This is a genomic window from Paraburkholderia aspalathi, assembly GCF_900116445.1.
Classification (GTDB): domain Bacteria; phylum Pseudomonadota; class Gammaproteobacteria; order Burkholderiales; family Burkholderiaceae; genus Paraburkholderia; species Paraburkholderia aspalathi.
On record NZ_FPBH01000035.1, the window covers coordinates 65,069 to 85,871 of the forward strand.

Sequence of the window (20,803 nt, forward strand, 5' to 3'; positions counted from 1 at the left end):
TCACGACAGTCATAGGAAGGCGCTACGCCATGTCCACCGCTCACCTCACCGCTTCCGCCGCCCCCGCCGGGTCATCGACCCGCGGCCAACTCAACGGCATTCTGTTCGTTGCGCTCTTCGCCGCGGCCGTGACCCGCATCGCGTCGATCCCGGCCATCGCCGGCCTGGGTCTGAGCCCGCTGATCGTCGGCATCGTAGCCGGCGCCATTTACGGCAACGCGCTGCGCGACGGCATGCCCGAAAGCTGGGCGGCCGGCGTCAACTTCTCGGCGCGCAAACTCTTGCGCATCGCCGTGGCGTTTTTCGGGCTGCGGGTCAGCCTGCAAGAAATCGCCCAGGTCGGCTTGCCCGGTCTCGCTGAATCGGTGCTGATCGTCGTGAGCACGCTGGTAATCGGCACGTGGGCCGGCATGAAGATCATGAAGCTCGACCGCGACACCGCGCTGCTGACGGCGGCGGGCAGCGCGATCTGCGGCGCGGCGGCTGTGCTCGCGTTCGAATCGACGTTGCAATCCAAGCCGCATAAGAGCGCGATGGCGGTAGGCAGCGTGGTGCTGTTCGGCACCCTCTCGATGTTCCTTTACCCCGTGCTGTTCAAGGCAGGTTGGCTGCATCTCGACACGGTTGGCGCCGGCCTGTTCTTCGGCGGCACCATTCACGAAGTGGCGCAGGTGGTCGGCGCGGCCAGCAACGTGAGCCCGGAAGCGACCCACATCGCCACCATCGTCAAGATGACCCGCGTAATGCTGCTGGTGCCGGTGCTGCTGGTCGTCGGCATGTGGGTGAACCGCTCGGCGCGCAACGCGGCCGCCTCCGCAACGGCCGAAGACGGCAAGCAACACGCCCCGCGCAAGCTGGCGATTCCCTGGTTCGCGCTCGGTTTCCTCGCCTTCGTCGTGATCAACTCGCTGCACGTCCTGCCGGAAAGCACGACCAGCACGCTGAACATGCTCGACACCTTCGCGCTCACCATGGCCATGACCGCGCTCGGTATCGAAACCCGTATCGCGCAAATCCGTCAGGCCGGCCCACGCGCATTGACCACCGGCTTCATCCTGTATGTGTGGTTGATTGCCGGCGGACTGGGTATCACATGGACCGTCCAGCACCTGTTCGGCTAAGACGCTCCCGCCTCCCCGTCAACCCCGCCGCGTGCGGGGTTTTGTGCGTTCAGGAGAACCATCTGTCACTCATGCGCGGCATACTGGTTGCTAACGTTATCCGTTCGCGCACACCTGTTCATGCAACTGGAATGAGGACTGATCGATGAGCCTGGAACTTTACTATTGGGATGGCCTGCAAGGCCGCGGCGAATTCGTGCGGCTGGCCCTGGAAGAAGCCGGCGCAGACTACGTGGAAGTGGCGCGCGGCGAATCGTCCGATGGCCTCGGCACGAACGCGATGATGGCGATCATGAAAAGCAAGGACGAGCCCTATCCACCGTTCGCCCCGCCGTTTCTCAAGGACGGCGATCTGGTGATCGCGCAGACCGCCAACATCCTGTTCTACCTTGGCCCGAAGCTCAAACTCGCGCCATCGGCCGAAAGCCTGCGCTACGTGGCCAACGGACTGCAACTGACGATCGCCGACATGGTGACCGAAGCGCACGATACGCATCATCCGCTCGCCAGCGCCTTGTATTACGAAGACCAGAAAGACGCCGCCAAAGTGCGCGCGCACGACTTCATCGACCACCGGATTCCGAAGTTCATGAAGTACTTCGAGCGCGTGCTGAAACAGAACCCGGCCGGCGACTCGTTCATGGTGGGCGACGCGCTCACTTACGTCGACCTGTCGATGTTCCAGCTGATCGACGGCCTGCTGTACGCGTTTCCGCGCGCGCTCAAGCGTTTTGGCGAACATTATCCGCGTCTCGCGGCCTTGCACGACGCGGTGATCGAGCGGCCGAACATCGCCGCTTATCTGCAGTCCGACCGGCGCATCGCGCATAACGAAGCCTGCATCTTCCGGCACTACTCGGAACTCGACAAGGCGGCGACTTGATCCACGCTGCACTCCTTCGCGAACCCTCTGCATTGCGCCCGCTTCCGCTAGCGGGCGCAATGCTGTTACCGTACGCGCATCCCATCCACCCATCACGCCCACTCCTGCCGACGTGCTTTCATTCCTGCTGAAGCTGCGCACCCGCGCCCAGACCCTGTTCCGTCTCTCCGACGCCCACACGATGCTGGTCTGGTCGGTGGTAGTCGGCGTCGCGGGCGCGTTCGCGACGATTGCCTTTCGCGAAGGCATCGCGTTGCTGCAACTGGCGACGGTCGGCAAATCCGGCAGTTTCGTCGAAATGGCGCGCAGCTTGCCGTGGACGGTGCGCGTGTGGCTGCCCGCCGCGGGCGGCCTGATCGCGGGCCTGTTTCTGTTGATCGCGCAACGTCACGTCGACAAGTGCAATCACATCGACTACATGGAAGCGGTGGCGATCGGCGACGGCGTGGTGCCGGTCAAGCTGAGTTTCTGGCGCAGCGTGTCCTCGCTATTCACGATTTCGAGCGGCGGCTCGATCGGCCGCGAAGGTCCGATGGTGCAACTGGCGGCGCTGGCCGCGTCGCTGATCGGCCGCTGGGTGCATCTGGATCCGCCGCGCCTGCGTCTGCTCGTCGCCTGCGGCGCCGCAGCCGGCATTACCTCCGCGTACAGCGCGCCGATTGCCGGCGCATTTTTCGTCACCGAAATCGTGCTCGGCTCGATCGTGATGGAAAGCTTCGGCCCCGTCGTAGTCTCGGCGGTGGTCGCCAACATCACGATGCGTGAGTTCACCGGCTACAAGCCGCCGTACGAAATGCCGGTGTTTCCGCCCGTGGCGGGCGCTGAAGTCCTGTTGTTCGTTGGGCTTGGACTGCTGTGCGGTGCGGCCGCGCCGCAGTTTCTTCGGCTGATGGACTTCTCGAAAGCAAACTTTCGCAAACTGCCCGTGCCGTTGCCCATCCGGCTGGCGCTGGGTGGCCTGATCGTCGGCATTCTGTCGGTCTGGACGCCTGAGGTGTGGGGCAACGGCTACAGCGTCGTCAATTCCATTCTGCATTCGCCGTGGACGTGGAGCGCGCTCGTCCTCGTGCTGGTGTTCAAGATCGTCGCGACATCGGCGACTGTGGGTTCAGGCGCGATCGGCGGGGTATTCACGCCGACGCTCTTCGTCGGCGCGGTGGTCGGTTCGCTGTTCGGTCTGGGCATGCACGCGTTGTGGCCACACGGCACCTCGGCGCCGTTCGCTTATGCGATGGTCGGCATGGGTGCATTTCTGGCCGGCGCCACGCAGGCGCCGCTGATGGCGATCCTGATGATCTTCGAAATGACGCTCAGCTATCAGGTGGTGCTGCCGCTGATGCTGTCCTGCGTGGTCGCGTATTTCGTGTCGCGCGCAATCGGCAAAACGTCGATGTACGAAATCACGCTGCGTCGCAATCAGGAGGAACAGGAACGCACCCGTCTGCGCGCGACGCAGATGCGCGAGCTGATCCGTCCCGCCGAAACCGTCGTGCCGCCCAACGCGACCGTGCAGGATATGACGCGCGTGTTCCTCGAATACCCGGTGAAGTATCTGTACGTCGCCAACGAGTCCGGAGCGTTTCTCGGCGTGGTCGCGCTCAAGGACATTACCTCCGATCTACTCGACAAGCGCGACACCTCCGCAAAGACCGCCGCGGATTATCTGCAGCCGCACTTCGATGTGCTCACACCGGATATGCCGCTCGGCGTTGCGTTGCAGCACTTCATGGCGTTCCAGGGGGAACGCTTGCCGGTGGTCGAAAGCACCGCGGATCCGAAGCTGGCGGGGGTGGTGTACAAGACTTCGCTGCTCGATGCGTACTTCCGCATGAATCCGACGCGCTGAGGCCGGGGGCCGGGCATTCGGACGCTGAGTCGCTGAATCGCTAAATCGCTGAGCCGTTCCGAACCCGCGCTGCATTGCGCGGCGCCCCACCAACGCCTTCCTTCCGAGCCGTGCAAAGCGCGGCAGATTCTCTACAATGAGGAAACCGCTGCCACGCTTGCGAGCAGCGCGCGTTACGCCAAGACGGGCGCACCGAGACGCCCGCCCTTCGATCGGAGCGAAGATGAGCGAACCGTCCCTCGATGCCGTCCGCCGTGATCAGGCCGGCTGGATTTTTCTGCATATCGAAGGCGAGCCGTACGATCGCGGCGAGCAGCACGGCCAGTTGCTCGCCACCGAAATCCAGAACGCGATCCGCACCGCCCGCTACCTCGCGAAATGGGATACCGGCGAAGACTTCGATACCTTCACCGACGCCGCCGTGTCCCAGTTCGCCAACAAACTCGACACTGAATTCGCCGACGAAATCCAGGGCATCGCCGACGGCGCGAAGCTGCCGTTCGCCGAAGTGCTGGCCTGGAATGGCTACATGGATCTGCTGCAAAGCTGGTGGCCGAGCCACGCGGCGGCCCAGAAACCGCAGCTCGGCATGAAACCCTGGCGCGGCCGCCGCGGCCATCACTGCAGCGCGTTCATCGCCACCGGCAACGCCACCCGCGACGGCCGCATCGTGATGGCGCACAACTCGTGGGACCGCTACGCCGCGGGCGACGCGTTCAACGTCGTGTTCGACATCGTGCCCGATCGCGGCAACCGCATCCTGATGCAGGGCCTGCCGGGCTGCATTTCCAGCCTCACCGATTTCTGGGTCACCGAAGCCGGCCTGATGGTCACCGAAACCACCATCTCCAACTTTGTCGGCTACAACGCAGCGGGTGCGCCGGAGTTCTATCGCTCGCGGCGCGCGTCGCAGTACGCCAACAACATCGGCGAATGGTGCGAGATGTTCGCGGTCGCCAATAACGGCGGCTACGCGAACAGCTGGCTGCTCGGCGACACCAAGACCGGCGAGATCGCGCGCTACGAACTGGGGCTGCACTATTCCGGCTTCGAGAGTACGAAAGACGGCTTCTATAGCGGTTACAACACCGCGACCGATCTGAAGATCCGCAACCAGGAATGCATCGGCGAAGGCGAAGACTATACGGACGTACGCAAGAACGGCGCGCGCCGCTTGCGCTTCATGCAGCTCGAAGAAATGCATCACGGCAAGATCGACGTCGAACTTGCGAAGGAGATGATCGCCGACCATCACGACGTTTATCTCGACCGCAACGACAACCCCTGCTCGCGCACCATCTGCGGGCATCTGGAACTGGACGACGCGCGCTTCGGAGGTTCCGACCAAGGACCGTTTAATCCGTGGGGCGCCAACGACGGCAAGGTGGTCGACAGCGAGATGGCGCGCAAGATGGCGTTCACCGCGCGCTGGGGCCACCCGTGCGGCCGGCCGTTCGACGCCCAGGCGTTCATGAAGCGGCATCCGCAGTGGAACTGGCTCAACGGTTATATGCGCGACCGGCCGTCGTGGCCGTGGACACAATTCGACGTGCTGCGCTAGAAGCCCGTTCTTAGCGGTCTCTGAACCGTTGTTGGCCCAGACTGTTATCAGGCAGATTGAGGTTCGCACGCGACCCGGGCATCAGCCGTTACCGCACCGCACCATAAACGCAGCACGACCGTTCGCGACTGCGCTGCCTTTTTCCTGCCATCATGTGAAATCTACAATTAGGTTTTGTCTCTTTTGGGCGCGCGTCGCAGCCGTTTGCCATCTAAGATGGTAGATGCACGTCGCCCGCCTGTATCAACGCCGCGTGTAGGTTGCGCCGTCCTTACGACGCGGGGACGGCACAACGCTTGCTCAACTGTCAGCGCCGCATGAGCTTAGGAGGTCGGGCGATGAAAACCTCGACACTGTTGACCATGGTGACGCTGTCAGCCTCGTGTTTTGCCGCGCCGGTTCATACCGCGCCGGACAGCACAGCCGCCAATAGCCTTGCCGAACGCGCCAACGCCGCACCGGTCGCTCCCGCGGCGCCGGACGTCGCTGCCACGGACGACAATCGTCCGCAACAATGGCAACACATCGCACTGCCCAAATCACGGCATCTGGAGCGAAGCTTCACCGGTCAGAACGAGCATCTGCAGACCTGAAAACAGCACCTTTGGAGCGCGCATGACCGCATCGGCTATCCCCGGCGAATCGATTGATCTGCAGATCGCCGACGTTCTGCGCGAAGTCCGTTTCCCGACCTACAAGGACGCGCTAGTCGACGCCGCGCGCGAAGCCGGCGCGAGCAACGAAGTCGTGTCGATGCTCGACGGTTTGCCGGAGCAGGACTATGCCGACGTGGCGTCGGTTACGCGCCTCGTCGGCGGCAACTATGGGCCGGGTCTGGGGGCATGAGCGGAAAGCAGGTCTTGACGCTGGGTTCGCTTTCGTCCGCTCCGAAGCCCGCTGCCGACTGGATTCATCGCTCGCCGCATTCGGGCGGCACGAGCGGCATCGAGCGAATCGAAGCCTTCTTTCATCATGCCGGCTATGCGATGCACCGGCACGATACCTATGCAATCGGCCGCACGCTGGCAGGCGTGCAGAGCTTCCGCTACCGCGGCAGCATGCGTAACAGCTTGCCTGGCGGCACGATGGTGCTGCATCCCGACGAACCGCACGACGGCCAGGCCGGCACGCGTGACGGCTTTCACTACCGCATGATCTATGTCGACCCGGCGCTGTTCCAGCAGGCGCTCGGCGGCAAGCCGCTGCCGTTCATTGAAGGCGGACTCTCGAGCGACCCGCGTCTGTTTGCGGCAACCGAGAGCCTGCTGCGCACGATGGATCGCGCGATCGATTCGCTCGAACAGGACGACGCGCTCTACGAACTGGCCATCGCGCTCGACGCCGTGGCAGGCGGTGCGGCGACGCGCCGTCCGGTGGATTACCTCGCGGCTGAACGGGCACGCGAGTACATGCTTGGTTCGCTCGATAGCGCCGTGACACTCGACGAACTGGCGGCAGCCGCCGGCCGCGACCGCTGGAGTTTGTCGCGGGATTTTCGTGCGCTGTTCGGCACGAGTCCGCATCGCTATCTGACCATGCGCCGGCTCGATCTTGTGCGCCGACTCGCGATTCAGGGCGTGTCGCTCGCCGACGCATCGGCGGCGGCCGGCTTTACCGATCAGAGCCATATGACGCGGCACTTCAAGCGCGCGTGGGGCGTTGCGCCGGCGCATTGGCTCAAGATGCTGGGGCCTTCGACACGCGGTGCGCGTTAACGGTAGCTCGACGGATATCCCACCGTCCATCGCCCGCCGCCCAGCGCCCAGCGCCCCCGCGCACAAACGTACAAGACCCGCTAGCGCCTCCAGCCCTACGCTCCTGCCTGACACACCTACCCCTCAGGAGGGAGCACCGCGATGTCCACCCATCAAACGATTCAACGGCCTTACCGCGCCATCAATTTCGCTGAGAAGCTGGAGCTCTTCAGCGACCAGTGGCAAGCACGCGTCGTCGCTGAAATGAACGACTACCAGTTCAAGCTGGTACGCATCGAAGGCGACTTCATCTGGCACGAACACGCCGACACGGACGAAACGTTTATCGTGCTCGACGGACAGTTGCGCATCGACATGCGCGATGGCTCCGTGCTGCTGTCTGCAGGAGAAATGTTCGTGGTGCCCAAAGGCACGGAGCACAAACCGTATGCCGAACGCGAGGTCAAGCTGCTATTGATCGAACCACGCGGCGTGAAGAACACCGGCGAAGAAAGCAATGAACGCACCGCGGCAAACGACGTGTGGATCTAGGTTTACCTCGCACCCGTCAAAGCGACGACGACGCTACGATCCGCGCGCGTGAAACCGGGAGCGTCGGCCGTGTCGTCTCGCCCGGCAAGGCGGACACCGGCAGGTCGTCGGCATAAACCGGCGAGCCGGCCACGGCGCGCCGCGGCATCCTGGCCCGTGGATCGCGCACGTGTTCGTCGGTGCGCTGGAAATGCGCGACGAGATGATCGATAAACGTGCGCACTTTCGCCGGCAAATGAAGGCGGCTTGGATACGCGATCGTGATTTCGATCTGCGGCAGGCGGTAATCGCCGAGCAACGGGACCAGGCGCCCGGACGCCAGATCGCGGCCGATCAGGTAGCTCGGCAAAATAGCTACGCCCATTCCCAGCAAAGCGAACTGCCTCAGCATCTCAGTGTTGTTCGCGGCAATCGCGTTGGTGGGTCTCACACGGACTTCACCCTGCGGTCCGGTAAACACCTTTTCATCGCCGCCCTGCTCCGAAGGCCGGCTCAGACACGGATGCTTCAACAGATCCTCAGGACGGGTCGGAGTACCGTGCTGCTCAAGATAAGCGGGCGTCGCGCACACCGTCATATAGCCGGTGGTCAATCGCCGCGTGACGATGCTCGCGCTGCGCATCTGCCGCGCGACCATAATGCCGACGTCGAACCCCTCTTCCACCAGATCGACGTGGCGATCCGCCAGCGTGACATCAGGCATGACTTCCGGATAACGCTCCGCATAAGACTGCACCACCGGCGCGAGGCTATGCAGCCCGAACACCACTGGCGCAACGATGCGCAGGGTCCCGACCGGTTCGTGATTGCGCGCCACCACCATCTGCTCGACGCCTTCCAGGTCGTCGAGAATATGGCGCACGCGTTCCAGATAGGTGGTGCCGGATTCGGTCAGCGAGAGACGCCGCGTCGTGCGATTGAGCAGCCGGGTACCAAGGCGCGCTTCCAGATCTGCGACGTGGCGCGTGACGACGGCAGTGGAAAGATCCAGCGCGCCGGCCGCGCGGACGAAACTGCCAAGGTCGGCAACCTTGACGAATACGCGCATCGACTGCAATTGATTCATGGGACGACTCCTGCCTCGGTAAAGCCGGGCCGGCGCAACGCTGCCGCCTGTGTCGACCCGCGCGACAAGGCGCGCGCGGATTTGCCCAACGATTCGATTGTATCGACCCGATCATGTCCCAACCCTGACCTGAACATGACAATCCGGTCAGGTTTCTGAGGCGCTCGCGACACTATTGCGAGGCTTATTGCGGATATTAGGTAGGTATAAACCCTTAGATGCTGGTAAGATAGCGGCCGAAAGGAAATCAATCGCTATGCCACATCGTTTTCAGCTTTTCGAAAAAATCGCGTTTTCACTGGTTTGCTGGTCTGCCGCAGCCTGTTCGGCCTTCATCGCTTACGAGCGGTGCCCGGAACTCAAGATTGCCCTGCACGTCGGTGAAGAAGTCCTGCGCTACAGCGGGCAGTATTCGTTCGTCTGCGCCACGCCGGTGGCAGACGCCTGCGCTCAGTTGCCGGCGAGCTGATCCGCCGGCATTCGTCATATTGCGCGGGTATCACGCCCGCATTCGTATTACGGATCGCGCCCGAACACCACGCGCGCGAAAAATCCCGCCAGCACCGTTTCAGCCATCTCCGACGACACGTTCTGCGGGTCGACCGTGTAGAAGAACTGCACGCCGTCGCACAAGCCCATCAAACCCATCGCCAACGTCTCCGCCGGTAGCGGTAGCGGCGTGCCGACTCGCGTCGAAAACTCGCGGATGTACGCGCTCAACTGTTCAAGCTTCTCGTGCAGGAACGCGTTAAAGCGTATCCGGAAGCGGCCGTCACGCACGGCAAGCAGCTTCGCCTCCACCCACAGCAGGAAGCACTTGTTCTCGCGATGCAGGTTGCTGTAGTAGCGCAGCACGCGCTCTTCCATCTCCTCGCGCGTCGCCGCATTTTCGAAGATGGTCTGCAAGCCCGCTTGCATGGCCTCGTGGTCGCGCCGCAGTAACTCGAGAAACAACTCGTTCTTGCTGCGGAAGTTCGAATAGAACGCGCCGCGCGTATATCCCGCCGCCCCGGCGATGTCTTCGACACTCGCCGCGACAAAGCCTTTCTTCATAAAAATCGCTTGCGCAGCATCGAGCAGACGCAGGCGCGTCTGGTCTTTGCTCTGCTCGCGAGTAAGTCGTTGCCGTTTCATGGGCGCAAGTCTAGCACCGAAAAGAATTCCAATTCACACCAACATTCAAATACAGGTGTGTATTAGAATGCGACCAATCATTCGAAGTCAGACGCGTATGCCAATTGCATGTTTCGGCCCTCGTGTCTTCGCTGGCGAGCCGCTGCGGCTTGCCGTGTTCGTTCGCTGTCTCCAGTTGGGGTAATTGTGAAGCGTCCCGGTCCTCCCGCATCGTCTGCGATGCGCCAGCAACCTCATCGGTATGCCCGTTCCGCGCGCTTGCGCCGCGCAGCATTTGCCCTCGCGCTCGCCGGTATGGTCACGCTCGCCGCGTGCTCGAAGAAGGAAGCGGCTGCGCCCGCGCCGCGTCCGGTAGTCGCCGTCGCCGTGCATGCGGACGGCAGCGCGGCAGCCGCGGCATCGTTGCCCGGCGAAGTGCAGGCGCGTTACTCCACTCCGCTGTCGTTTCGCGTCGGCGGCAAAATCATCGAACGGCGCGTACGCTTGGGCGACGTCGTGAAGAACGGGCAGATCGTCGCCCGGCTCGATCCGGCGGATGCCCAAAAGAACGCCGCCAGCGCGCAGGCTCAACTCGAAGCCGCACAGCACAGTCTCGTGTATGCGAAGCAGCAACTCGATCGCGACCAGGCACAGGCGAAAGAAAACCTGATTGCGCCCGCTCAGCTCGAACAGACCACCAACGCGTACGCCTCAGCCGCCGCGCAGCGCGACCAGGCCGCGCAGCAGGCGGCGCTGTCGAAAGACCAGTTGCAGTACACCACGCTCAGTGCCGATCACGCCGGCGTGATCACCGCCGAACAGGCCGACACCGGCCAGAATGTGTCCGCGGGACAAGCCGTCTATAACCTCGCATGGAGCGGCGATATCGACGTCGTCTGCGACGTGCCGGAAAGCGCGCTCGCCGCGCTCTCGGTCGGACAGACCGCGCAGGTCACGCTGGCTGCGCTGCCGGGCCGCAGCTTCAAGGCGCGTGTGCGCGAACTGTCGCCCGCCGCCGATCCGCAAAGCCGCACTTACCGCGCCAAGCTCACGCTCGACAATCCCGGCCCGGACGTACGCCTCGGCATGACCGCTGATATCGCACTTGCCGCGCCGTCGTCCTCGGATTCATCGACCAACGCATCGGCCAACTCAACGGCCAACGCCTCGGCGAGCCAGAACGGTTCCTTCACCGTGCCCGCCACCGCCCTGTTCCACGACGGCACGCAGCCGGCTGTGTGGGTCGTGCGTGCCGCGGACAACGCGCTGGAACTGCGCCGCGTGACGGTCACGCGCTATAACGAGCGCACGATCGTGATCGGTCAGGGGCTTAAGGAGGGTGAACGCGTCGTACTGCAAGGCGTGCATACCGTGACCGCCGGCGAAAAAGTCCACGTGATCCCGCCGCTGCATCCCGAGGACTTCGCTTCATGAGCACCACGCATGAAGAAGGACGCTTCAACCTGTCCGCATGGGCGCTGCGCCATCAGGCGCTGGTCGTTTTCCTGATCGCGCTCGCTACCGCATTCGGCGTTCTCGCCTATACACGTCTCGCGCAATCCGAAGACCCGCCCTTCACGTTTCGCGTGATGGTGATCCGCACCTTCTGGCCCGGCGCGACCGCGCGCCAGGTGCAGGAGCAGGTCACCGACCGCATCGGCCGCAAATTGCAGGAAACGCCCGCCATCGATTTCGTGCGCAGCTACTCGCGCCCCGGCGAATCGTTGATGTTCTTTTCGATGAAAGACTCGGCGCCGGTCAAGGACGTGCCCGAAACCTGGTATCAGGTGCGCAAGAAAGTCGGCGATATCGCGGCGACCTTGCCGCAAGGCATTCAGGGCCCGTTCTTCAACGACGAATTCGGCGACGTCTACACCAACATCTGGACGCTCGAAGGCGACGGCTTTTCCGCCGCACAACTGCACGACTACGCCGACCAGTTGCGCACGGTGCTGCTGCGTGTACCGGGCGTCGGCAAAGTCGATTATTTCGGCGATCCGGACCAGCACATCTATATCGAGATCGCCAACACGCAGCTCACGCGCCTCGGCATCTCGCCGCAGCAACTCGGCCAGGCCATCAATTCGCAGAACAGCGTCTCGCCGGCCGGCACGCTGACCACCACCGACGACCGCGTGTTCGTGCGCCCCACCGGCCAGTTCAAGGACGTCAATGCGCTCGCCGACACGCTGATCCGCATCAATAACCGCTCGTTCCGTCTCGGCGACATCGCGACCATCAAGCGCGGCTACGACGATCCGGTCGCCACGCAGATGCGCGCCGGCGGCAAGGAAGTGCTCGGCATCGGCGTAACGATGCAGCCGGGCGGCGATGTGATTCGTCTGGGCAAGGCGCTCGATCAGCAGATGGTCACGCTACGGGCCTCCCTGCCCGCCGGCTTGCACCTCGTCGAAGTGTCGAGCATGCCGAACGCGGTGGCGCATTCGGTCGATGATTTTCTCGAAGCCGTCGCCGAGGCGATTGCGATCGTGCTGGTGGTCAGTCTGCTGTCGCTGGGCGTGCGCACCGGCATGGTGGTCGTGATCTCGATACCTGTCGTGCTCGCCGTCACGGCGCTGTGCATGTATCTGTTCGATATCGGCCTGCACAAGGTGTCGTTGGGCACGCTGGTACTCGCTTTGGGGCTATTGGTCGACGACGCGATCATCGCCGTCGAGATGATGTCGGTGAAGCTGGAGCAAGGCTGGAGCCGCACGCGCGCTGCTGCCTATGCGTACACGAGCACCGCTTTCCCGATGCTGACCGGGACGCTCGTGACCGTCTCCGGCTTCCTGCCGATTGCGCTCGCCAAGTCGAGCACCGGCGAATACACGCGCTCGATTTTCGAAGTGTCGGCCATCGCGCTGATTGCGTCGTGGCTGGCCGCCGTCGTGCTGATTCCGTTGCTCGGCTATCACATGCTGCCTGAGCGCAAACGGCAGGCACACGAAGCGGAAGATCACGAACACGATATCTACGACACGCGGTTTTACAGGCGCCTGCGGGGCTGGATCGGCTGGTGCATCGAGCGGCGCTTCGTCGTGCTGGCGATCACCGTCGTGCTGTTCATTCTGGCCATGGCAGGCTTCACGCTGGTGCCGCAGCAGTTCTTCCCGAGCTCCGACCGTCCCGAGTTGCTGGTGGATGTGCGTTTGCCCGAAGGCGCGTCGTTCGAAGCGACGTTACGGCAAGCGGAGCGGCTGGAGAAAGTCCTCGTGGGCCGTCCGGAAATCGATCATACGGTGAACTTCGTCGGCACCGGTGCGCCGCGTTTCTATCTGCCGCTCGATCAGCAATTGCCGCAGCCGAATTTCGCGCAGTTCGTGATCACGGCGAAATCCGTGAAAGATCGCGAGAAGCTTGCGCAATGGCTCGAACCGGAATTGCGCAACAACTTTCCGGCGATCCGCACACGCCTGTCGCGCCTCGAGAATGGGCCGCCGGTCGGCTACCCTGTGCAGTTCCGCGTGAGCGGCGACGATATCGCCACCGTGCGTTCGATCGCGGAGCGCGTCGCCGCGACCATGCGCGCCGACGGCGGCACCCGCAACGTCCAGTTCGACTGGGACGAGCCCGCCGAGCGCTCGGTGCGCTTTGAAGTCGATCAGAAGAAGGCACGCGAACTCGGCGTGACCTCCGAAGACATCTCGAGCTTCCTCGCGATGACGCTGTCCGGCTATACCGTCACGCAGTATCGCGAGCGCGACAAGCTGATCAGCGTCGATCTGCGCGCCCCCAAAGCGGAGCGCGTCGACCCCGCGAAGCTCGTCACGCTGGCTATGCCGACGCCGAACGGCCCGGTGCCGCTCGGCACGCTCGGTCATTTGCGCAATGACCTCGAATACGGTGTGATCTGGGAACGCGACCGGCAACCTACCATCACCGTGCAGTCCGATGTCGCGCCCGGCGCGCAAGGGATCGATGTCACGCATGCCGTCGACAAAGCCCTCGGCCAGATTCGCAGCACGCTGCCGGTCGGCTACCGGATCGAGATCGGCGGCTCGGTCGAGGAAAGCGGCAAGGGGCAGACGTCGATCAACGCCCAGATGCCGATCATGATCATCGCCGTACTGGTGCTCCTGATGGTCCAGTTGCAGAGTTTCGCGCGCGTGCTGATGGTGGTGCTGACCGCGCCGCTCGGCCTGATCGGCGTGGTGTTGACGCTGCTGTTGTTCGGCCAGCCGTTCGGCTTCGTCGCGATGCTGGGGGTGATCGCCATGTTCGGCATCATCATGCGCAACTCGGTGATTCTGGTCGATCAGATTGAGCAGGACATTGCTGCGGGGCATAAGCGCTTCGACGCGATCGTCGGCGCGACGGTGCGACGCTTCCGGCCAATCACACTGACCGCAGCCGCCGCCGTACTCGCGCTGATTCCGCTGTTGCGCTCGAACTTCTTCGGCCCGATGGCAACCGCACTGATGGGCGGCATTACGAGCGCGACCATCCTCACGCTGTTCTATCTACCGGCCCTGTACGCGATGTCGTTCAGAGTACGCAACGACGAGCGCGAGCCGTCGGCGCCGTCCGCCACAACGCATTCGGGGAACTGAGATCATGGCTATCCTTGCATTCCCTCGACACGCGCGCCTCACCCTTCTCGCCGGCGCTACGCTGACGCTGGCCGCCTGCTCGTTCGGCCCGAACGGCGAGCCGCCTGCCATGCCGCAACCAGCTCACTACGGCGCCGAAGCGCAACCGACGCAAACCGTGCCGGCACAAGGCGTCACCCAGCAATTCGTGGTCGGCGCAAAGCCCGTGCCCGAATGGTGGAAGCTGTATCAATCGGAGGCGCTGAACGCGCTGGTCGACGAAGGCTTGCGCAACAGCCCGACGCTCGCCGCGACGGACAAGAGCCTCGCTGCCGCGCGCGAGCAACTGCGCGCGCAGATCGGCAGCTCGATGCTGCCGACCATCGACCTGGGCGGCCAGGCCACCCGCAACCGCGCGCTGGCGATCCCCGAGGCAGGTCCGAACACGTTCCTGTACAACATCTTCGTCGGCCAATTGCAGGCGCACTACACGTTCGACCTGTTCGGCGCCGCGCGTCTCGCCGACGCCGCCCTCGCCGCCCGCGTGAACGTGCAGGCCTATCAGTTCGACGCCGCACGCCGCGCGCTAGCCGCCAACATCGTAACGGCCGCGATCACGAGCGCCGCATTGCGCGCGCAGATCGACACGACCGAGCGCCTCGTGACGCTTGCCAACGATCAGGCGCGCGACACGCAACGGCGCTACGTATTGGGCGCGGTCTCACACGCCGACCAGTTGAGCGCACAACAAAGTGCCGCGAGTCTGTCAGCAAGTTTGCCGGGCTTGAAGCAGCAATGGCTGACGACGCGTCATGCCTTGGCCGTCCTACTCGGCCGCACACCGGACGCCGCCCCGGACGACCTCGAGCTTGCGCAACTACACGTGCCTGAACAGGTGCCCGTCGTAGTGCCATCCGAGCTGCTGCGCACCCGCCCCGACATCCAGGCTGCGGACGCCGCGCTGAAGGCCGCGGCGGCCGACGTCGGCGTGGCGACGGCGCAGATGTTCCCGAGTCTCTCGCTGAGTGCATCGATGGGACAAGGCGGCTTTAGCTGGCCGGTGGCGCTATCCGGCGCGGGGGCGATATGGAGCATTGGCGCGTCTTTGTCACAACCGCTGTTCCATGGCGGCGCCTTGTTCGCACAGCGCCGCGCGGCTGTCGACACGTACGACGCCACGGTTTCGCAATATAAGCAGACCGTACTGACCGCATTCCAGAACGTCGCCGACACGCTCGCTGCACTCCAGCACGACGCACAAGCTCTCGACGCCGCGAACATTGCAGCGCGCTCGGCGCAAGGGATTTTCGACGAAACATCGGGACGTTACCGACTGGGCGCGCTGCCGATCGCATCGACGCGCTCGAGCGAGCAGCAGTTCCGCAACGCACAGCTCGACGAGATTCGCTACACCAGCGCACGGCTAACGGACACGGCGGCCCTGTTCCACGCGATGGGGAATCCACCATTGGAGGCGGAGCGGTCTGCATCCGCAGCGTCTGCATCTACGACGGCCTCGGCGACGCCGGGGGTTCCTACGGCCAACGTGGGCGCCTCAAACTAAACCAGGGATTCCGTAGTTATGGCTGCGGACTTATCCCCAGTTTATGTTGAAGAGGCTGTTGAAAACTATCTGACAAGCGGGCTAACGCGTTGAACGCGCTGTGATTTTTGGTCACGGTGCGGAATGAACCAGGGGATGCTGAACGTGCCTCTTGACTTTGGTTAAAGCCGTTGGGATGCCTCACCATGCCAAAACGTTATCCCCAGTTTATGTTGACAGGGCTGTTGATAACTACGGGGCTACGCGCTTAAGTGCTTGATGCAGATCGGTTTGCTGCGTGGGGTGCGGGCTGATGCAGAGGATAATCGACTACGCGGGCGCGACGCCGGGCCGTATTGCGAAGAGCCGCCTTATCCACAGATTTTGTTGAAAGGCATGTTGATAACATCGGGACATCCGGCGTAAGTGCTTGAGCGCGCAACGAAATCAAACGTAGATCTTTGGAACGCCGTCCAACCAGCGCATGGTTTTAGGAATGACTCTTCGGCGCGCGTAGCGCCGCCGGAAGTATGACTCCCTTGTCACAAGCACGTGCAGGGGCACGAACCCAGATTCCAGATGCACCACTACCCGTTGCAAGCTACGGTGCCCACTTAGCATTAGCGGTTTGAGCTGCTTTCTTTTGCCTACTTTTCTTTGCAGCCGGCAAAGAAAAGTAGGTGCCGCCCCGCACAGGGGCAACGCTAATAGACCACTAACAAAACAAGGAAAGGCCAAAGCCCCAGGAACACGGACAAAAGCGCCGCAAAGGCAAAAATTCAGTAAACCCCAGCCTCCCCAGCAGGCCGATGCTTAAACCTCTTATGCACCCAATAATACTGATCAGGAATCCGACGCACCTGCGTCTCAAGAAACTCCGTGATCCGCCGAGCATCAACAGCAACATCCTCCGAAGGAAAATCCTTTAACGCTTCGAAGATAGTCAACTTATAGCCCCGATAATCGGGCAAAACCTCAGTCACAAACGGCACAACCCGAGCATTCCCAGCCTTAGCCATCCGCGAAACGGAAGTAAGCGTACAGGCAGGCACACCAAAAAACGGCACAAACACCGAATCCCGCAACCCAAAATCCATATCAGCAGCCAGCATGACAGGCTTGCCATCCCGCAGAACCCGCAACGCGCGCCGCACGCTATCGCTACGCGGAATCATCTCCGTACCAAAACGCCCACGCTGCCGCTTAGCCATCGCATCAAGCAACAAATTCGACATCGGCGTGTACAAAGACGCAACGGGATGCCGCGTCGAATACATCATGCACCCCGCCTCGATACCGACAAAATGGAAGCCGACAAAAATCGTCGGCTGCCCCTCCATATCGGTCAGATCGATCGCGCTCTCCACTTCGACCAGGCGCGCCAACGCCTGCGCGTTGCCGAACCATTGGGGACCGCGCTCGACATAACTACGGATCACATGACAGAAATGCGCACGCGCGAGACGCTCGCGTGCGTCGTCGCTCATGTCGGGAAAGCACAGCTTCAGATTGGTATGCACGACGCGCCGGCGCGCGCTGGGAATCCGGTACAGCAACGCACCGATGCCGGTGCCGATGCGCGCGACAACGCCATATGGCAGGAAAGCAAACGCGCGCAGCAGACCTGTCATCAGACAGATGAGTATTCGACTTTTCACGAGGCAACGACCCGGTGGATGCTGTATGACAAACACGCCGGCCGCGGCAACCTGACAGTTGCCCACGGACGAAGTGGCATGCGCGCGCGTCAAACGGGTCTTGCGCGGCGGGACTTTCGAAGACGTGCGCCTCGCTCGCGGCGAGACGCAGCAGTGGTGGAGGCCGAAACCGCTTAGGAATCGAGCGTCCGTATAGGACCCAATAAAAAAGCACCGCAGGCGTGATTAAAACACACTGCAGAAGGCGGGCACAAAATCTGCTCGGCGAGGCCCGCGTAGCGCGATAGAAATCCGCGTCAGCGCGTGGTTTCCCCCGCCCTTTCAAAAACTTGCGCGTGCGGCCACAGGCAAGCCGCACACTCGCTACGCCCCTAAGCGAACCCCGAAGGAGGTCCCCTTTGGAGCGCTGGCAGACATCAAGGCTTGTTCGTCTCAAACAAATCCATGATCTGCTTCTTCTCATTCGACGAGACGTTCGGCGGCGGCACCGCCGGTGGCGTCATACCCGCCGGCCCTACGCCGCCCACCGCGTCGCTCACACCGGCGGTCGGATTCGCCGAATCCAGACCGATGCTGGCTACGAAACCATTGCCCGGCGTCATGTCCGTATAGAACAGTTCGCCGTCGACAGCAGTTACGCCGTCCGGCTGCGCCGGCTCGCTTTGCGGTACGCCACGCAGCGCGCGCTGCATGTACTCGACCCAGATCGGCAACGCGAGCTGTGCACCGAATTCGCGGCTGCCAAGACTCTTCGGCTGGTCGTAACCCATCCACGCCACGGCCACCAGCGATTGCTGATAACCGGCGAACCAGCCGTCCTTGGCGTCGTTGGTCGTACCCGTCTTGCCCTGCAGGTCCGAACGATGCAGCGCGTTGGTGCCCGCACCCGTGCCGGCCGTGGCCACCGAATGCAGCAGGCTGTTCATGATGTATGCGTTACGCGGCTCGAGCGTGCGCGGCGCATCCTGCCCTGCGGTCAACGGCTGCGCCTTCGAAAGCGGTACGCCGCGAGCATCCGTCACCTCGTTGATCAGATACGGATTGATACGGTAGCCACCGTTCGCGAACACCGAGTAAGCGCCCGCCGATTGCAGCGGTGTGACGAGGCCGGCGCCGAGCGCCATCGGCAGATACGGCGGGGTCTTGTCGGCGTCGAAACCAAAACGCTGCGTGACAAAATCTTGTGCGTACTTGGTGCCGATGAACGACAGGATACGGATCGACACCAGGTTCTTCGATTTCTGCAGCGCGAGGCGCAGCGGCATCGGACCGTCCGGCTGGTCGTCGTCCTTCGGTTCCCACGCGTCACCGCCCGGCGTGCTCGGCGGGAAGTACAGCGGCGCGTCGTTAATGATCGTAGCCGGTCCGAGACCCTTGTCGAGCGCTGCCGAATAGATGAACGGCTTGAAGCTCGAACCCGGCTGACGCCACGCCTGCGTGACGTGGTTGAACTTGTTCTTGTTGAAGTCGAAGCCGCCCACCAGCGCGCGAATCGCACCGTCCTGCGGTGTGAGCGAAACCAGCGCGCCTTCCACTTGCGGCAGCTGCGTGATCTGACAGTTGCCCTTGTCGTCGGCAACGAGGCGCACGATCGAACCCGGCTTGATCTTCGTGGCAGCCGCCGCGCGCGCGGAGAGCGCACCGGCTGCAAAGCGCAGGCCGTCGCCGCTGATCGTCACTTCGGTGCCGTCGACCAGTTGCGCCTTCACCTGCTTCGGATTCGCGTCCGTCACCACGGCGGCAATGATTTCGCCGTTGTCGGGGTGATCGGTGAGCGCGTCGTCGATGGTCTGATCGCGGTCGTCGCCCGGTGCGGGCAGTTGCACGAAGCCTTCCGGCCCGCGGTAGCCGTGGCGCCGCTCGTAATCCATCACGCCCTTGCGCACCGCGCGATAGGCGGCGTCCTGGTCGGCGGAATCGATCGTGGTGGTGACGTTCAGGCCGCGCGTATAGGTTTCGTCCTTGTACTGCGCGTACATCATCTGACGAACCATTTCGGCGATGTACTCAGCGTGCACGCTGTATTCGTTGCCCGGATTCTTGGTGTGAATCTCTTCCTTGACGGCCTGGTCGTACTGATCCTGACTGATGTATTTCAGCTCGAGCATGCGCTTCAGAATGTATTCCTGACGGATCTTCGCGCGCTTCGGATTGACCACCGGGTTATACGCGGAAGGCGCCTTCGGCAAGCCGGCCAGCATCGCGGCTTCAGCCAGCGTGATGTCTTTCAGATCCTTGCCGAAGTACACGCGCGCGGCCGCGGCAAAACCGTACGAGCGCTCGCCCAGATAAATCTGGTTCATGTAGACCTCGAGGATCTGATCCTTGGTCAGCGCGCGCTCGATCTTGTACGCCAGCATCATTTCGTAGATCTTGCGCGTGTAGGTCTTCTCGCTCGAGAGGAAGAAGTTGCGCGCCACCTGCATCGTGATCGTGCTCGCACCCTGCGAGGCGCCGCCGTGCGTGATGTCGGAAATGCCCGCGCGCAGAATGCCCACGAAGTCGACGCCGCCGTGCTCGTAGAAACGATAGTCTTCGATCGCGAGCACCGCCTTCTTCATCTGGTCCGGAATGTCCTGGAAGCGCACGATGCTGCGCCGCTCTTCGCCGAACTCGCCGATCAGCACGTGATCCGCGGTGTAGACGCGCAGCGGCACTTTCGGGCGATAGTCGGTCAGCGCGTCGAGCGACGGCAGTTGTGGCCCCATCACCACGAGCGCGTAACCGACGATCAGCGCACCCACCACGGCGATGGTTGCCAGCAGACTGACAAACCAGATGGTGATGCTCGCGCCAATCGAACGGCGGCCAGGCTCGGCGTCGCGCGAAGCAGCGTTGCGTCCTGGAGTACGGTGGTAGGCGTCCCGGTCTTCACCAGCCGGAGAATTTGAAGAATGCGGTCGTTTGATGATTGGCATGACTGGAATAGTGGGCGTGCAACTGAACGCGTGAGGCGCAAAACACCGCGCGGCCCTATGCCCCCGGGCGACCGCACGGCACGCCTGTGACAGCGTCCGGCGCAACGTAACAGCGCATTTTAAAGAAATCAAGCGCCGTCCAAGACAGTTTTTTTGTAAGAATTCCCTTCGTGCTTCGTTATACAGGTAGATCACGGCAGTCGCGCAAGTGCTCCGCGCCGCCTGCCAGGGTTATCAACAGAAAATGTTGAAAGGCCTGTGGACAAGCCCGCCGCAAACGCTACAACCCGTTGATGTCACGGGATTTTCATGTCGC

General features: G+C 62.7%; 16 protein-coding genes. 12 read left to right on the forward strand and 4 right to left on the reverse strand.

Annotated elements, in window-relative coordinates:
• Nucleotides 1-29: 29 nt before the first annotated feature.
• From BM438_RS37085 to BM438_RS37120, 8 genes are all read left to right on the forward strand, one after another.
• The gene (locus tag BM438_RS37085) at nucleotides 30-1,121 is read left to right on the forward strand and encodes a YeiH family protein (protein WP_093644989.1); all 1,092 of its coding nucleotides are present in this window, start codon (nucleotides 30-32) and stop codon (nucleotides 1,119-1,121) included.
• Nucleotides 1,122-1,266: 145 nt separating this feature from the next.
• A complete protein-coding gene (locus BM438_RS37090; RefSeq protein WP_093644992.1) occupies nucleotides 1,267-2,004 on the forward strand; it encodes a glutathione S-transferase in 738 nt (245 codons plus the stop codon).
• A gap of 112 nt (nucleotides 2,005-2,116) precedes the next feature.
• On the forward strand, nucleotides 2,117-3,850 hold the full coding sequence (locus tag BM438_RS37095) for a ClcB-like voltage-gated chloride channel protein (RefSeq protein ID WP_093644994.1): 1,734 nt from the start codon (nucleotides 2,117-2,119) through the stop codon (nucleotides 3,848-3,850).
• 223 nt (nucleotides 3,851-4,073) lie between these two features.
• Nucleotides 4,074-5,411, forward strand: coding sequence for a C45 family autoproteolytic acyltransferase/hydrolase (locus BM438_RS37100; RefSeq protein ID WP_093644996.1), 1,338 nt, complete (start codon nucleotides 4,074-4,076; stop codon nucleotides 5,409-5,411).
• Between the two features lie 338 nt (nucleotides 5,412-5,749).
• Nucleotides 5,750-6,004, forward strand: a complete 255-nt coding sequence (locus tag BM438_RS37105) for a hypothetical protein (RefSeq protein ID WP_054039558.1) — start codon at nucleotides 5,750-5,752, stop codon at nucleotides 6,002-6,004.
• A gap of 22 nt (nucleotides 6,005-6,026) precedes the next feature.
• On the forward strand, nucleotides 6,027-6,257 hold the full coding sequence (locus BM438_RS37110) for a DUF2795 domain-containing protein (RefSeq protein WP_093644998.1): 231 nt from the start codon (nucleotides 6,027-6,029) through the stop codon (nucleotides 6,255-6,257).
• Nucleotides 6,254-7,126 (forward strand): AraC family transcriptional regulator, encoded by an 873-nt coding sequence (locus BM438_RS37115; RefSeq protein ID WP_093645000.1) that lies wholly within the window; start codon nucleotides 6,254-6,256, stop codon nucleotides 7,124-7,126. Before BM438_RS37110 ends, BM438_RS37115 begins: the two co-directional genes overlap by 4 nt.
• Before the next feature lie 141 nt (nucleotides 7,127-7,267).
• Nucleotides 7,268-7,657 carry a cupin domain-containing protein gene (locus tag BM438_RS37120; protein ID WP_093645002.1) on the forward strand — a complete coding sequence of 130 codons (390 nt, stop codon included), beginning with the start codon at nucleotides 7,268-7,270 and terminating at the stop codon, nucleotides 7,655-7,657.
• Nucleotides 7,658-7,673: 16 nt separating this feature from the next.
• On the opposite strand, the gene BM438_RS37125 is transcribed toward BM438_RS37120, so the two are convergent.
• Entirely contained in the window at nucleotides 7,674-8,723 is a 1,050-nt protein-coding gene (locus BM438_RS37125; protein WP_093645004.1) for a LysR family transcriptional regulator, read from the reverse strand.
• Nucleotides 8,724-8,979: 256 nt separating this feature from the next.
• On the opposite strand from BM438_RS37125, the gene BM438_RS37130 reads away from it, so the two are divergent.
• Nucleotides 8,980-9,192 (forward strand): hypothetical protein, encoded by a 213-nt coding sequence (locus BM438_RS37130; RefSeq protein WP_093645006.1) that lies wholly within the window; start codon nucleotides 8,980-8,982, stop codon nucleotides 9,190-9,192.
• Nucleotides 9,193-9,239: 47 nt separating this feature from the next.
• Here the strand turns inward: BM438_RS37130 and BM438_RS37135 are convergent, their stop codons facing one another.
• The gene (locus BM438_RS37135) at nucleotides 9,240-9,857 is read right to left on the reverse strand and encodes a TetR/AcrR family transcriptional regulator (RefSeq protein WP_054039549.1); all 618 of its coding nucleotides are present in this window, start codon (nucleotides 9,855-9,857) and stop codon (nucleotides 9,240-9,242) included.
• Nucleotides 9,858-10,076: 219 nt separating this feature from the next.
• Between BM438_RS37135 and BM438_RS37140 the strand changes: the two genes are divergently transcribed.
• From BM438_RS37140 to BM438_RS37150, 3 genes are read left to right on the forward strand one after another with little or no spacing between them, the layout of a single operon-like run.
• The gene (locus BM438_RS37140) at nucleotides 10,077-11,270 is read left to right on the forward strand and encodes an efflux RND transporter periplasmic adaptor subunit (protein WP_093645008.1); all 1,194 of its coding nucleotides are present in this window, start codon (nucleotides 10,077-10,079) and stop codon (nucleotides 11,268-11,270) included.
• Nucleotides 11,267-14,389 (forward strand): efflux RND transporter permease subunit, encoded by a 3,123-nt coding sequence (locus BM438_RS37145; RefSeq protein ID WP_093645010.1) that lies wholly within the window; start codon nucleotides 11,267-11,269, stop codon nucleotides 14,387-14,389. Before BM438_RS37140 ends, BM438_RS37145 begins: the two co-directional genes overlap by 4 nt.
• Before the next feature lie 4 nt (nucleotides 14,390-14,393).
• Entirely contained in the window at nucleotides 14,394-15,932 is a 1,539-nt protein-coding gene (locus tag BM438_RS37150; protein ID WP_093645012.1) for an efflux transporter outer membrane subunit, read from the forward strand.
• 758 nt (nucleotides 15,933-16,690) lie between these two features.
• Here BM438_RS37150 and BM438_RS37155 read toward each other — a convergent pair.
• Both BM438_RS37155 and BM438_RS37160 read right to left on the reverse strand, forming a co-directional pair.
• Nucleotides 16,691-17,569: a lipid A biosynthesis lauroyl acyltransferase gene (locus tag BM438_RS37155; RefSeq protein WP_093645042.1), complete on the reverse strand. Its 879-nt coding sequence runs from the start codon at nucleotides 17,567-17,569 to the stop codon at nucleotides 16,691-16,693.
• 416 nt (nucleotides 17,570-17,985) lie between these two features.
• A complete protein-coding gene (locus BM438_RS37160) occupies nucleotides 17,986-20,487 on the reverse strand; it encodes a penicillin-binding protein 1A (RefSeq protein ID WP_093645014.1) in 2,502 nt (833 codons plus the stop codon).
• Nucleotides 20,488-20,803 lie beyond the last annotated feature (316 nt).